The organism is Janibacter sp. CoH_79_TC_3, assembly GCF_058197955.1.
The window spans coordinates 242,793-256,115 of record NZ_JBXWIV010000001.1; the positions used below are offsets into that span (position 1 = coordinate 242,793).

The 13,323-nt window shown below is 42.0% G+C and carries 13 protein-coding genes; 4 read left to right on the plus strand and 9 right to left on the minus strand.

Features of this window, described 5'->3' with window-relative positions; all coding sequences use genetic code 11:
* Positions 1 to 1,044, plus strand: a complete 1,044-nt coding sequence (locus AC2FA3_RS01075; protein ID WP_490507922.1) for a regulatory protein RecX — start codon at positions 1 to 3, stop codon at positions 1,042 to 1,044.
* Positions 1,045 to 1,211: 167 nt separating this feature from the next.
* Here AC2FA3_RS01075 and AC2FA3_RS01080 read toward each other — a convergent pair whose 3' ends face one another.
* The 6 genes from AC2FA3_RS01080 to AC2FA3_RS01105 all read right to left on the minus strand — a co-directional run bounded on the left by AC2FA3_RS01080 (position 1,212) and on the right by AC2FA3_RS01105 (position 7,263).
* Positions 1,212 to 1,943, minus strand: coding sequence for a YidB family protein (locus AC2FA3_RS01080; RefSeq protein ID WP_490507923.1), 732 nt, complete (start codon positions 1,941 to 1,943; stop codon positions 1,212 to 1,214).
* 275 nt (positions 1,944 to 2,218) lie between these two features.
* On the minus strand, positions 2,219 to 2,677 hold the full coding sequence (locus tag AC2FA3_RS01085) for a hypothetical protein (protein ID WP_490507924.1): 459 nt from the start codon (positions 2,675 to 2,677) through the stop codon (positions 2,219 to 2,221).
* A 41-nt stretch (positions 2,678 to 2,718) separates the two neighbouring features.
* Positions 2,719 to 3,018 (minus strand): FAD assembly factor SdhE, encoded by a 300-nt coding sequence (locus tag AC2FA3_RS01090; protein WP_490507925.1) that lies wholly within the window; start codon positions 3,016 to 3,018, stop codon positions 2,719 to 2,721.
* 151 nt (positions 3,019 to 3,169) lie between these two features.
* Complete coding sequence (folP, locus tag AC2FA3_RS01095) at positions 3,170 to 4,078, minus strand: dihydropteroate synthase (RefSeq protein WP_490507926.1); 909 nt, start codon at positions 4,076 to 4,078, stop codon at positions 3,170 to 3,172.
* A 196-nt stretch (positions 4,079 to 4,274) separates the two neighbouring features.
* On the minus strand, positions 4,275 to 6,161 hold the full coding sequence (ftsH, locus tag AC2FA3_RS01100) for an ATP-dependent zinc metalloprotease FtsH (RefSeq protein WP_490508104.1): 1,887 nt from the start codon (positions 6,159 to 6,161) through the stop codon (positions 4,275 to 4,277).
* A gap of 469 nt (positions 6,162 to 6,630) precedes the next feature.
* Positions 6,631 to 7,263 (minus strand): RlmE family RNA methyltransferase, encoded by a 633-nt coding sequence (locus AC2FA3_RS01105; RefSeq protein ID WP_490507927.1) that lies wholly within the window; start codon positions 7,261 to 7,263, stop codon positions 6,631 to 6,633.
* A gap of 394 nt (positions 7,264 to 7,657) precedes the next feature.
* Here AC2FA3_RS01105 and AC2FA3_RS01110 point away from each other — a divergent pair, with 394 nt between their 5' ends.
* A complete protein-coding gene (locus AC2FA3_RS01110) occupies positions 7,658 to 7,969 on the plus strand; it encodes a YhbY family RNA-binding protein (RefSeq protein ID WP_490507928.1) in 312 nt (103 codons plus the stop codon).
* Positions 7,970 to 8,106: 137 nt separating this feature from the next.
* Positions 8,107 to 8,994, plus strand: a complete 888-nt coding sequence (locus AC2FA3_RS01115) for a DOMON domain-containing protein (RefSeq protein ID WP_490507929.1) — start codon at positions 8,107 to 8,109, stop codon at positions 8,992 to 8,994.
* Positions 8,995 to 9,134: 140 nt separating this feature from the next.
* Here AC2FA3_RS01115 and AC2FA3_RS01120 read toward each other — a convergent pair whose 3' ends face one another.
* Complete coding sequence (locus tag AC2FA3_RS01120) at positions 9,135 to 9,860, minus strand: CHAP domain-containing protein (protein ID WP_201544627.1); 726 nt, start codon at positions 9,858 to 9,860, stop codon at positions 9,135 to 9,137.
* Positions 9,861 to 10,024: 164 nt separating this feature from the next.
* On the opposite strand from AC2FA3_RS01120, the gene AC2FA3_RS01125 reads away from it, so the two are divergent.
* On the plus strand, positions 10,025 to 10,540 hold the full coding sequence (locus AC2FA3_RS01125; protein WP_490507930.1) for a hypothetical protein: 516 nt from the start codon (positions 10,025 to 10,027) through the stop codon (positions 10,538 to 10,540).
* Between the two features lie 298 nt (positions 10,541 to 10,838).
* Here AC2FA3_RS01125 and lpxC read toward each other — a convergent pair whose 3' ends face one another.
* Together lpxC and ftsZ are read right to left on the minus strand one after the other, a co-directional pair.
* The gene (gene lpxC / locus AC2FA3_RS01130; RefSeq protein WP_490507931.1) at positions 10,839 to 11,756 is read right to left on the minus strand and encodes a UDP-3-O-acyl-N-acetylglucosamine deacetylase; all 918 of its coding nucleotides are present in this window, start codon (positions 11,754 to 11,756) and stop codon (positions 10,839 to 10,841) included.
* Positions 11,757 to 12,121: 365 nt separating this feature from the next.
* Positions 12,122 to 13,318 carry a cell division protein FtsZ gene (gene ftsZ / locus AC2FA3_RS01135; RefSeq protein WP_149488760.1) on the minus strand — a complete coding sequence of 399 codons (1,197 nt, stop codon included), beginning with the start codon at positions 13,316 to 13,318 and terminating at the stop codon, positions 12,122 to 12,124.
* Positions 13,319 to 13,323 lie beyond the last annotated feature (5 nt).

A 13,323-nucleotide genomic window follows, 5' to 3' on the forward strand; every position in this document is an offset into this window, starting at 1 on the left:
ATGAAAATTAAAACCTTAGCTGAAATACTCGCTGAATCGGAAGCCGATTCAGCGAGTAGTCCTAATGCTAAATCTAAAAAACCTATCAAATCCTCTGAATCTGCTAAACCTTCTCAGCACTCCTATCAAGACAATCCTAGAAAAACGGCTAAGACGCGCAAGCATTCAACCCATTATTGTGAAGACAATTCTAACTTTGAGATAGATTCAGTTGATGCTCATTCTTCTACCAGTAAAAACCCTTCCAAATCCAAAAAACGTAAAAAGCGTTTTCATCCAGCGGCGAATTTTAGCCCTGAGCCTATTGACGTGCCTGTTTATCAGCCTCCAGAAGCTCAAAGTATTAAGCAGATGCTCGCTGAAGTTAAGAATAACGTTCATGATTATCCTATAAACAGTGACAAACATCAAAAAGAGTTTGCTGAAAGCCATCAAGCAGACCTCGATAACCTACCCTCTGCACTCAAAGCGTATTTACGCACTCCTGAACAACGTCAAGCGGATATTGATGCCATTAAAGCCGAAAGCCGCTTACGTTGGCTAGCGTTTTATTATTTATCGCGCCGTGAATACGGCAAGGCTGAGCTCAAGCAAAAACTGCTCGATAAAGAGCAAGATCCAGACAAAATCGACGATCTACTCGATGAGTTTGAAGAGAAAGGCTATCAAAGTGATTACCGCACCACTCTTATGCTCATTCGTGAAAATATCCGTAAAGGTCGCGGACATGGGCGTATTAGGCAGGAGTTTTATCGTAAAAAAATGGCTATGCCCAGTAATATCGATGAGCTAATCGATATGGCCAACGCAGAATCGGAAGAATTTAGCGAGTTTATAGAGGATAGCGCGGACAATCTGGTCGATGGTGTTGACTGGCTCAAACTAGCAGTAAGCGCACGTACCAAAAAATACGGCGATGACATACCCACTGAACCAAAAGACAAAGCCCGTCAGCTACGGTTTTTACAATATCGCGGCTTTAATACCGATATTTGCTTTGAGGCGCTAAATTACACCTTGGAGACTTTGGATGAGCGTTTTTAGAATTATTTTCCTTAAAACGTTCGCCCTTCAATAGTTTCTTACTTTGACAAATAAAAAAGAGCACATTCACATGCACTCTTTTTATTACTAAAATTTTCAAACACAGATTCTTAAATAGTAGTTAGCAACCCTATTTTATTTCAACGTCGTTCTATTTTAATATCGCTTTATTTTAACGTTCCTAAGCGGCTCGATAATTGATTCATAATTTGATCAATCTCTTCATTGGCTTCAGGCTCATTATCCAAATTGCCATTGGGCGTCAATTGATTCATCACTTCAGGCAACAGCTCAGCGAGACCTTGACGTACTTCCATCTCATTTGCGCCAGTATGCGCGGCTACCTGCTGGATTTCGCTTTCATCAAATAGATTGTGAATTTCATTAGGATCTAAATTATCATTGGCTTCTTGATTGCTCATCCAAGAACGCGCTTGATTGTCATAACCCATGCCGGTAATCTTTGATAAGGCGCCACTCAAGCCCCCATTACGTTTGATCCAGCTGAGCACCATCGGCATAAGCGCAGCAATCAGCATACCTTTACCGCCAAAGCCACTTCTAGAAGTTTGACCGCCAGTCATTTGACCACCCAGTACACTTCCTAAGATATCCCCAAGTCCGCCTCTACCTGAGCTCATACCACCACCGCGCTGATTAGCGCCTGTCAGACCGCCAATGATATCGTCTAAACCAAAGCCGTTATCGGTGCGGCGCTCATACTGCTGCGGATTGTAACCACTCTTCTGATTACCGCCGCCTAATACGCCGCCCAAGATATCACCCAATCCGCCAGTACGGCGTGGGTTAATGCGTTGATTCACGGGATTGCGCTGTGCGTCTTCTGGATCCATAGCACTGCGTGCAACCTGACTCACTAAATTCCCTAATAAACTCATAATCGCTTCCTTTTTATTATAAAACATTTATCTTCAAACGCTTTTATTCACTTAGCCCATGTAAACAACCATCTACCAAAAATATGGCAAGTAGTTATAAATAAATCGTTATAAACAAGTGCTAAAATAAATTAGCTACTGACGCTTTCTTGCAATATAGCAAATCTCTTTCGCTATCTAGATAGGCATTTTGTTATGGGATGTAGTAGATCGTTAGCGATTAAAAAGAAAATAGATGCAAGGAATGGTAGTCATAAATATGAGACTAAGTTTATTTAGTCAGTTTTATAAGAAATGCTATGCGCCAAAATTGTTAATTGGCGCCAGTGTTCCGCGCTGACTTGATCCCGAAATACCGCCACGGATAAAGGGCGCTGATAAGGCTCTTTGATCATAAAACTAAAGCATATGACCCAATGATAATTACTGACCGCAGTAAGCTGCGCCTGCCATAGGGCATCACCGTGACTAGTACGCATGAGTAGTTGCCAATGCTGATAAGCGCTTTTATCCAATGGCGGCTGGCTTAGATGCAATAATATCGGGCGTGATAACGCCAAGTAGCTGACCGCGGCGACAGTAACCACAAATATGAGTACATATTGCCACAATGCCAAGAACGCAAGTCTAGCTAATATCACCATTACACTCGCTAACAGTATATAAAATAATAGGCGCAAATAGCTTGCAGGCTTGATGGGAGTATCAATACGTAGCGAGGTTGGCGATATCATGGTTGAATATCCAAGTATGCTTAAAACAAAAGCTTTAAGAATTAGACTAAATTTTTACTATGACGCCATGTTTTAATTTTATTGACCAAATCCCATATGGCTTCATTTTCTGGACGGCTTTGGTTGGTAAAATAATCCAATAAATCAGGGTCTTCATGAGTCAGCATTTCTGCAAAAGTTGCCTGCTCACGCGGGGCAGCGGTTAAATATAGCTCTTTAATATAAGGGTCAATATAAAAATCTAATTCTTTTAATCCGCGGCGTGCTTGATAAATAATTCGGCGTTGCTCAAGGGTTGGCTCTGGTTGATTGCTTGGTTCTGGCTGATTGCTAATCGTCATAAAAATATTCTCATAGGTTTAGATGGTATTTAACCGAATAGCCGTTTAGATAAATAATAAAGCTGATAAATAATAGAATTCAGCGGTACTTATAAAGACATCGGTTATAAAAAGCAGTTTATAAAAAGTCATTTTATAAAAATGTATTAGCCTATAGGCCTTGATGATAAGTCGATAACTGCTGCCATAATGCCACAGCTTGCTGCATCATAGCGACATTATGCGTGCGAATGATACTAGCGCCCTGCTGCAGCGCAAAGAGGCCAGCAGCTGTTCCAACCGGGTCACGCTCTAGCGCTTGGGTAGTGGCAACCGCTTCGACTCCGCTCTTGTTTAACACTTCGGCTAAAAAGCGCTTCCGTGAAATACCAAACATCATTGGCAATCCAAGTGCTTGCAATCGTATCAGCTGGCTTAATAAAGCGCGATGATGCTCATAATCTTTAGCAAAGCCAAAACCTGGATCAATAATAATCTTTTCACGCTTAACGCCAATACTGGTGACCTCATCGATACGGGCTGCCAGCTCGGCACTGACCTCTTCAATTACATCGTCATATTGTGCAAGGTTATTCATTGTCGTCGGCTCGCCGCGCATATGCATCAGCATGACAGGAATATCAAGCGTGGCTGCCATTGCCGCCGCGCCATCACGCTTAAGCGCTCGTACATCATTCCAAATATCTGCGCCTACGTCAAAAGCTGCCTGCATAACCGCCGGATTACTGGTATCAATTGATAACCATATGTCATTACCTATATTACCTAGCTGGTGACGAATTGCTTTGACAACTGGAACAACGCGCTGTATCTCATCGCTAGTCGCCACGGGTTGCGCGTTTGGGCGGGTAGATTCACCACCAATATCGATAATGCTTGCGCCTGCGGCAATCATTTCTGTAGCATGTGCAAGGGCGCTATCAACAGCATTAAACCGCCCGCCGTCAGAAAAAGAATCTGGTGTAACGTTTAAAATACCCATGATATACGGCTGCGATAAATCTAATACTTTATCTCGACTTATCACCGTATAATTAGGTAAAGGTTGGAATAATGACATAACATATCCATTATAAATTCAGTTCGTAAAAATCGTTTTAGCTACAGTAATAATCTACTAAGCTATAATGCCTATGATAGCAGCAAATCTTATGCTGTCCTAAAGCCTTCCTAAAATTATAGCAACAAAAAAGCCCTTTACTAAAAAGGGCTTTTCTATCGAAAATAGATGCAATCTTAAAAGACTAAACCAGAAACTACATCGCTGGTAATGGCGGCGGTGTTGAAGTCGTAGTCTTAACATCACTTTTTGATAAGTTTACTTCATTATGCTGATAGACTCTTGGCGGACGAGGTTGTTCGCCAGCTAGAATATCCTGCAATTGATCACGGTCAATGGTTTCCCATTTCATTAAAGCATCTACCATCGCATGGATTTTTTCTTGATTGCCTTCAATCAATTCGCGCGCGATGTCATACTGCTCTTCTAACATACGGCGCACTTCTTCATCAACTTTTTGCTGCGTCGCTTCTGAAATAGTCCGACCGCCACCGCCGAAGTAACCTTGTGAGTTATCATCATCTTCGTAGACCATGATACCTAGCGCATCCGACATACCGTATTTGGTAACCATCGCTCGTGCCATCTTGGTTGCACGTTCAAAGTCGTTTGAAGCACCCGTTGACATCTGATTGATAAACACCTCTTCTGCGATACGACCACCAAATAAAATCGCAATATCACTCAGCATTTTTGATTTATACATACTGGTTTGGTCATGCTCAGGCAACTGCCAAGTAACACCAAGCGCGAAACCACGCGGCATAATAGTCACTTTATGCACAGGGTCGGTACCCGGAAGCAGCTCAGCAACCAAGGCATGACCCGCTTCATGATAAGCCGTTGCACGGCGCTCTTCTTCACGGATGACCATAGATTTACGCTCAGGACCCATATATAGCTTGTCTTTTGCATCTTCAAAGTCATTCATATCAACGCTGCGCTTGTTACGACGCGCGGCAAATAAGGCTGCTTCGTTGACAAGGTTGGCCAGCTGCGCACCACTAAATCCTGGTGTGCCACGCGCCAATGCATTCGCATCAACACCAATGGTATTAGGTAATTTGCGCAAATGCACTTTCAAAATTTGCTCACGACCTTTGATATCTGGCAAACCAACTTGCACCTGACGGTCAAAACGACCCGGACGTAATAGTGCTTTATCTAGTACGTCAGCACGGTTAGTCGCAGCAATGACGATAACGCCTTCGTTGCCTTCAAAACCATCCATCTCAACTAATAATTGGTTCAGCGTCTGCTCGCGCTCATCGTTACCGCCGCCCATACCAGAGCCACGATGACGACCGACCGCATCAATCTCATCAATAAAGATAATACATGGAGCGCTTTTTTTCGCTTGCTCAAACATATCACGCACACGTGAGGCACCAACACCAACAAACATCTCAACAAAGTCAGAACCTGAAATCGAGAAGAACGGTACTTTAGCTTCACCAGCGATGGCTCGTGCTAGTAATGTTTTACCCGTACCTGGAGGGCCAACCATTAAGATACCACGTGGAATCGTTGCCCCAAGTTTGGTAAATTTATCAGGGTCTCGCAGGAACTCTACGACTTCGACGACTTCTTCTTTGGCTTCTTCACAACCAGCAACGTCTTCAAAGTTAACTTTGATTTGATCTTCGGTCAGCATTTTGGCTTTTGATTTACCAAAGCTCATCGGACCACCGCCTTTACCGCCAGCGCCGCCCTGCATATTGCGCATAAAGAATAGGAACAGACCAATAATTAATAAAATTGGGAAACTGGCTATCAATAGTTGCATCAAGACACTTTGGCGCTTAGGCGCAGTACCTTGCACTTCAACTTGGTTTTCGCGCAATAGCGGCATGAGCTGTTCATCAGCCACGGCTGGTCGAATGGTCTCAAATGCTGAGCCATTTTTCTTTTCGCCGGTGATTTGTTCGCCGTCGATTTCAACACTGGCTACTTGGTTTTCTGACACAGCGGTCACAAACTCAGAGTAGTTAAGGCTATCAGGCTCAGACGATTTATCAAAGCCGCTAAACACCAGCACTAAAACGCCGATTACCACCAGCCACAATAAGGTATTTTTTACCATGTCGCTCACTAGTTATTCCCATCCCTTACTTATTGGTGTGTTTACTAAACACGTGACGTCTATATGCAAACGTATGTCTCATTATTCAATGCCCAGTTGTAAATTATCGCTCAAGCTTGGATTTAAGTAGCTTAAACCCCCGAGCAAAATCAATAGACAAACGAACATAAATAACTGAGTTAATGAAGCGGTTGCTGTTAAACGACTTTATTTAAAACAACTTTGCCTAAAATATAGCCTTGATTTAATAGGTATATATTTAAAACGATATAGATTCAAAACAAAGTTAATATACCATGATATGTGGTGCTAACCTGAATAATTCAAGCAGCATTCCTATTTATTCAGTTAACGATTGTAGCGGTTTTATTTTAATCAGCAATACTCTCGATGATGAAATAACATCATATGGAAAATATGCTTAACTGATTGACCTTAAAACCATTTAATAGAAGGGTTTGCATACCTGCTACTTGATGGCAATCCAAAACATCTCTTTTGAGCGTGGTCTTGAAGCGCCAGGTTTGATACTACGAATTTTACTAAAATCAGCCTGCATCTGCTTGCGTAATTCTTGTGTACCCTCGCCTTGAAACACTTTCATAATAAGCGCGCCACCTTCTGGTAAGGTTGCGAGGGCGAAATCAACGGCTAGCTCGCATAAATACATCATGCGTGGCTGATCGATGGCGCTATTGCCAGCGGTATTCGGTGCCATATCGGATAACACCACATCGACCTGTCGGTTGCCCACTTCTGCCATGATACAGTCGAACACTTCTGCCTCTCGAAAGTCGCCCTGAATAAAGGTGACGTCGGGCAAGGTGTCCATTGGTAAAATATCAGAGGCAATCAAGACGCCTTTTTCACCAACCAGTTGTCCCGCAACTTGCGACCAACTACCCGGCGCACTGCCCAAATCGACGACGGTCATGCCTTTTTTAATCAGATTAGTCTTCTCATTAATTTCAAGCAATTTATAAGCAGCACGGGCACGGTAACCATCTATTTGGGCTTTTTTCACATAAGGATCGTCAATGTGCTCCTGCATCCAAGCACTGCTGCTTTTTGACAATTTTTTATTTTCAATACGCGTGACCAAAATGACTGCTCCTATTACTTTGCAAAACACCGCTAGCGTCTTATAAAGCGGTTATCTATGACGATTAAATATCTGTCTATTTATAAAACCGTTGTCTATTACATGGCTTTTTTATATAGGTGCTTAAGCTTTCTAACGAATTTAGCTTTTTAGAGCGCTTAAACGCTTTTCATGCACCTTATAACCTTTTACGGTTAAATTCTCTTGGCGAAAACACTGCTTTATAAACCTGTAGCGTTTATAATGTACTCATACTTTCAGTTTAACATTTTCATCACGTAAAATCGTGCAAAATCCTGCTGATCTCATGCAAGATGACCACAGATTATCTATAATGGTCATTATCTGCTCTTAATAGCACCATCTTTTATTTTTACCAACATCTAGGAATTCTATGCAACTCGATAACGCTACCATCAAACGCCTAAAAGGCATTGGTCATGACCTAAAACCTATCGTTATGATTGGCAACAAGGGTATTACCCCAAGCATCACTGAAGAAATTGATCGCGCTTTGACGGATCACGAACTTATCAAAATAAAGTTGCCGGCCGGCACTAAAGAAGAACGTGATGTCATCGGCGCTCAGCTTGCCAGCGCCGCTAATGCCTCTTTGGTACATTCAATTGGTCGTATGGCGCTGTTACTGCGTAAAAACCCACATGCCAATCCTAAGCTATCAAATCTTGCTCGTCACGCGCAGTAAGTTGTTAGTTCAAGCTTAGTTTATGTTTTATCATATCTAATAAAAGCCGCGCAGCATTTGCTCGCGGCTTTTATGTTATCTATTTACTGCTTACTGTTCATTCTTAATTGCTATTAAACTGCGGATATTATCAACTTATGAGCCAAACTTTTAACTTATACCTAGCAACGGATACCTTAGATGCTGATGCTAAACAGCTTGGCGTGACGATAGAGGATTTACAAAATATTCAAGTAGAAGTCGTCGCAACCTTAGCTCAAACAGCAAAGAGAACACAAACAGAACAGATAGCCCAAAGCACTGAGCAGCCAGAGTGGCAGTTACAGCTTGATTATCGCGTAACACTGCCAACACTGCCACTTGAAGCGCTAGCAGCGCAATTAGACTGGCCAACATGGCAACCGAAGCAAGTAGGATTTGCAGATTATTTATGGGAGCAGACTTGCCTTGAATGCTTTTTAGCAGGGACGTTAATAGATAGCACTTCTTCGATAAATAGAGATAGCAAAACCGACATTAATAATGCTGACATGAACAAAACGACAGCATATATTGAAATTAATACCAATCCTGACGGTCGTTATGCGCTTTATCAGTTTAAAAGCTATCGTAACCCTGCGACATTGCCGCCAACACCGCTTTTGCAAGCTGATGAGCAAACGCGCGCTTTTATTAATTGGACAGCCAGTCACTGCCCTTCGAGTAATGGTACTGCCAACCCAGAGCAGAACCCATTGTCAGAGACAATCAAACCTTTTATCGACTCATTAACACCTAATATTACTACCACTAAAACTTATCTTTATGAACGCAGCTTTAGCTTGTCCTTAAGACAACTGTCAAATGCAAAGGATTTTATCGATGATACTGGCATTGATTACATTCATCCTTGTGTGATTTTGAATTTTTCAACGACATTTGGTACAACGGCATTATATTTTGCACCCAAACACGCTTCCCCGCCGGATTTTCATAATCTGGATTATTGGTCAGTATTTGATAAGCAAGCGGCGCTGGCTAAGTAACCTGTTTATATACATGGCTAATTTAAATAATTATTAAATTATACAAAGCAAAAAAAACCAGTAATGTCATCAAGAGCATTACTGGGTTCGGAGAAAACACTTCATTCTAAAATGTGCGATAATTATTTAACGCTTGCTTATTAGTCAGCCATAGCAAGGTAGATACCACGGTTAGACGCATCGTCAACATATTGAGAATCGCGCCAGGTTGTATAATTATAAACGCCACTGTACGGGCTAATACTGCTTTGACGGAAGTCAGATACCCAACCATTGCCATCAAAAATCTGGATATGACCATGTGGATGCTTTGAGCTGCGATCATAGACCACAACATCACCAACTTGTGGCTGCATATTGTTACTGATTTTAGCAAAGCCAGCTTGGGCAAGTGTGCCACGAGAGGCATACTGATAAGCTGATGGGTTAGGCGTAAATTCATAACCCGCTGATTGTAGTGCTTTACGTACATAACGCGCACAGTAACCAGAGCTGCTTGAAAGCGCCACGCGTGCAGCATTGGCTGCGGCAATGGCAGGAGCAGAATAACGATCTGGCACTGAGCTTGCTTGCTGCTGACGCTGCTCATAAGACAAACGATTGGTTAGCGAAGCAAGCTTATATTCTTTTTGCTTGGCATGGGCACTGAGATTATCAATCGCTTGACTGATTTCATCATTGCTTGAAACATAAGCACCGCTATTAGTGCTATAAATATTGCGACTTGAACCGTAGTTCGCAGAAGTAGAGATATTTGTGATGGTATGACTCAAGGTATTATTTGGTTGAAAGGTTGTTTCGACAGCACCACTCGTCTGCGCTATACCCATTCCCAATACTGACAAAATTAATAAAGCTTGTTTCATAAATTTACTACCTATTGTGAATACAGGATTGCTCGCCGTCCGTGACAAAGCATGAATTAATTTGGGGAAGATAACCATGAAATAAACATGATAAAATCCTTAGTACAAAAGCTCGCTATTTATGATGAATATCGATTTTTTCACCTATTAGATGAGTGCTTACGATGTCAAAAAAACAACCTAACCGCCTTGCTAAACTGATTGATCATCAAGCTTTTGCTGGTAGCGCGCTACCTCAAACACTTGCTGACAATATGCGTTTATATCTACAAGCAACGACCGAGGTAAAAGAGCTTTTAGTAGATTGTCTACCTGAGGAAATCCTCAATAACTGCTGGGTCGTGGGCTTAACCTCTGAGCAACTCATACTCAGTGTGGGCTCGATGACTGCTGCCAATCACATTCGCTATTTACAGAGCGCTTATTTGCAGGTACTAACGGAGCAGTCAATTACATTTAAACAACTCAAGCAAATCCGCGTCGTAGTAGCCAAAAATTCTGCTCATAATGATTATTCTAAATCATCACAAGCCTTGTCAGCATCTCTACCAAAGCCTCTTAAAGCCCATGGAAATCAGGCTCTTAGCCAAAACACAAAGCGGACTATATCACAGGCCGCAGAGCATGTCACCACTGATAAAAATCTCAAAAAGGCGCTTTTACGCTTGATTAATTCCTAAAATAGCGTGGTTTACTTTGTAAAGTTATGTAAATTAAACCCATAGTTAACCCTGCTAAAGCTGCGTTTTTGTAATTTCTTCCATAAAAAAAATCAGCGTTCAGTGCCATTCACAATGTGAACCTCACCGAGCGCTGATTTTTTTATTTCCCACATCTATTATTTTACCTACCCTGAAGCAGGTTATTCATAAAATGCAAAAGAAAATATCTATTTAAACGAATATTGTTAAGCCTTACTTATAACCATTTTATGTAATATTGCGTAAATGTTTCGATACTTCGTGTATATTCCTGTATTCATCCTTCAACGGTTATACTATTCAAAGGTAAATATTCGATAGGACAGCTTACATTGTCATCAAAAGTTACAATTTCAAAGTTACTAGGGTCTGATAATATCTCGCGCACCAACATATTATTTAGCGCATGACCAGATTTATAAGCATTAAAACGACCTAAAATTGGATAACCAATCAAGTATAAGTCACCTAAAGCATCTAGGATTTTATGACGTACAAATTCATCATTAAAGCGTAAGCCTTCTTCATTAAGAACGCTGGCATCATCAATAACAATCGCATTGTCCATGCTGCCGCCTAATGCTAAGTTATTCTGGCGTAAGGCTTCGATATCACGTAAGAAGCCAAAAGTACGCGCTGAGCTCAATTGCTCAATGAAGTTTTGGGTTGAAAACTGGAACTGCGCATGCTGAAAGTCTTTATCAATGGCAGGATGGTCAAAATCAATCTCGAAATTTAACTCGAAGCCATCATAAGGACGCAGCTCTGCCCATTTATCGTCAACTTTTACGCGTACCGGGCGCACAATTTTAATAAAGCGTTTTGCCGCCTCTTGTTCGCAAAATCCAGCTTGGAGCAGTAAACCCACAAACGGCGCTGCACTACCATCCATAATCGGTATCTCTGACGCCGACACGCGAATCAATAGATTATCAACGCCAAGACCTGCGACCGCGCTGAGCAAATGCTCGACCGTGCCGACACGCGTGCCACCAAAGACTAGGTTTGATGACATCATGGTATCTTGTACCAAAAAGGCACTAGCAGGAATAGGATTACTACCCGCAATATCAGAACGTTCAAATACGATGCCGGTATTGATAGGCTGTGGATGAAACTCTAAGTCAACAGGTTGACCACTATGAAGACCAGTACCTGTAACGGCTATTGCTGTTTTTATGGTTCGTTGGTTCATGGCTGTCTTCTCACATATTTTGTTACAATTGCCATAGTGTAGCATTACCCACCCCTATTTCGCTAGCGCTAAAAAGCGTTAATTTGCTTATCTCTTTGATTGATAACACTTATCGCAATCATCTTAACGTTAGTTTTTATCAGTTAGAAAATGCTCAGTCTGTGATCAATCAATGCTTAAAAGCTTACTAACGTCCGACTCTACAGATTATAATTTTATAAATAGCCAGTTTATAAGTAAAAAAGTCAAAGTTTTGAGGCGAATTTGAAAAACAGGCACAAAAAAGCCAGTATCGAAATACTGGCTTTTTCTTATTCAAACTATCTAATATAATTTTCTGTTCTAATGATTAACTGCTGCAATCATTATTTATTCTGTTGGCGCTTAAGATAGTCTTGAATACTGTTGGTTTTAGTTTTAGGCTGCTCTTGAGTTGCATTTGAGCGAATCGGACTTTCTTGATATTGAGCCTGAGACTGCTTTTGACTGTTTAGCGCACTGGTATGCAAATTTGGGTCAACAGGTTGCGTGCTGTTTACTGATGGTACAGGCTGCTCTACCACTTCAGGCTCTTCTCCAGCATTTTCATCCAAAGTCAGACCCGTTGCAATCACAGTCACATGCAAATCGTCACCCATTTTTTCATCGATAACCGAACCATAGAAAATATGCGCGTCGTCGATATCAGTAATTTCTTCGACGATGACACTGATTTTGCTCATCTCATCCAATGATAAAGATTCAGATGAAATCACGTTAACTAGCAGACCTTTGGCGTTTTCTAAACGTAAATCATCAAGCAATGGCGAGCGGATGGCTTTTTCGGTCGCTTGACGAGCACGATCATCGCCGCTAGCACGGCCGATACCCATCATGGCATGACCTTTAGCCGTCATGGCGGTGCGGATATCGTTAAAGTCAATATTGATCATGCCTTCGCTAGCAATGGTTTCTGCAATACCTTGAACCGCATGCAACAATACATCATCTGCTTTTTTGAAAGCATCTTGCATAGAGATGTTGCCATACACGCTCATGAGCTTGTCGTTTGGAATGGTAATGATAGAGTCAACGAAATTGGTCAACTGCTCAATACCGGCCTTAGCAGCCTTGATACGTTTACCACCTTCAAACTTAAACGGTGTCGTAACAACCGCTACGGTCAACACTTCCATTTCTTTAGCAATACGTGCTACGACTGGAGCGGCGCCCGTACCTGTACCACCACCCATACCCGCGGTAATAAAGACCATGTCTGAGTGCTCAAGTAAGGCGCGAATCGCTTCTTCATCGCTTTCTGCAGCTTCACGACCCACTTCTGGGTTCGCTCCTGCACCTAAACCACGGTTGGTCTTAGCACCAAGCTGCAATTTATGCGGCGCGGTGAGACGATCGAGCGCTTGTTTATCGGTATTGGCACAGACAAACGTTACACCTCTAATCCCTTGTTGTACCATATGCTCAACCGCATTACCGCCACCGCCGCCCACACCGAATACAGTGAAGCTTGCCTGGCCGTTATTTTGAAGCTGATTATCATCTGGCATGGTGTATTTTGACATAAAAA

Bases quoted from the DNA above. Each gene is read 5' to 3' on its own strand.
- AC2FA3_RS01075 (WP_490507922.1), top strand. From the start codon at position 1: ATGAAAATTAAAACCTTAGCTGAAATACTCGCTGAATCGGAAGCCGAT.
- AC2FA3_RS01080 (WP_490507923.1), bottom strand. From the start codon at position 1,943: ATGAGTTTATTAGGGAATTTAGTGAGTCAGGTTGCACGCAGTGCTATG.
- AC2FA3_RS01085 (WP_490507924.1), bottom strand. From the start codon at position 2,677: ATGATATCGCCAACCTCGCTACGTATTGATACTCCCATCAAGCCTGCA.
- AC2FA3_RS01090 (WP_490507925.1), bottom strand. From the start codon at position 3,018: ATGACGATTAGCAATCAGCCAGAACCAAGCAATCAACCAGAGCCAACC.
- folP (WP_490507926.1), bottom strand. From the start codon at position 4,078: ATGTCATTATTCCAACCTTTACCTAATTATACGGTGATAAGTCGAGAT.
- ftsH (WP_490508104.1), bottom strand. From the start codon at position 6,161: ATGGTAAAAAATACCTTATTGTGGCTGGTGGTAATCGGCGTTTTAGTG.
- AC2FA3_RS01110 (WP_490507928.1), top strand. From the start codon at position 7,658: ATGCAACTCGATAACGCTACCATCAAACGCCTAAAAGGCATTGGTCAT.
- AC2FA3_RS01115 (WP_490507929.1), top strand. From the start codon at position 8,107: ATGAGCCAAACTTTTAACTTATACCTAGCAACGGATACCTTAGATGCT.
- AC2FA3_RS01120 (WP_201544627.1), bottom strand. From the start codon at position 9,860: ATGAAACAAGCTTTATTAATTTTGTCAGTATTGGGAATGGGTATAGCG.
- AC2FA3_RS01125 (WP_490507930.1), top strand. From the start codon at position 10,025: ATGTCAAAAAAACAACCTAACCGCCTTGCTAAACTGATTGATCATCAA.
- lpxC (WP_490507931.1), bottom strand. From the start codon at position 11,756: ATGAACCAACGAACCATAAAAACAGCAATAGCCGTTACAGGTACTGGT.
- ftsZ (WP_149488760.1), bottom strand. From the start codon at position 13,318: ATGTCAAAATACACCATGCCAGATGATAATCAGCTTCAAAATAACGGC.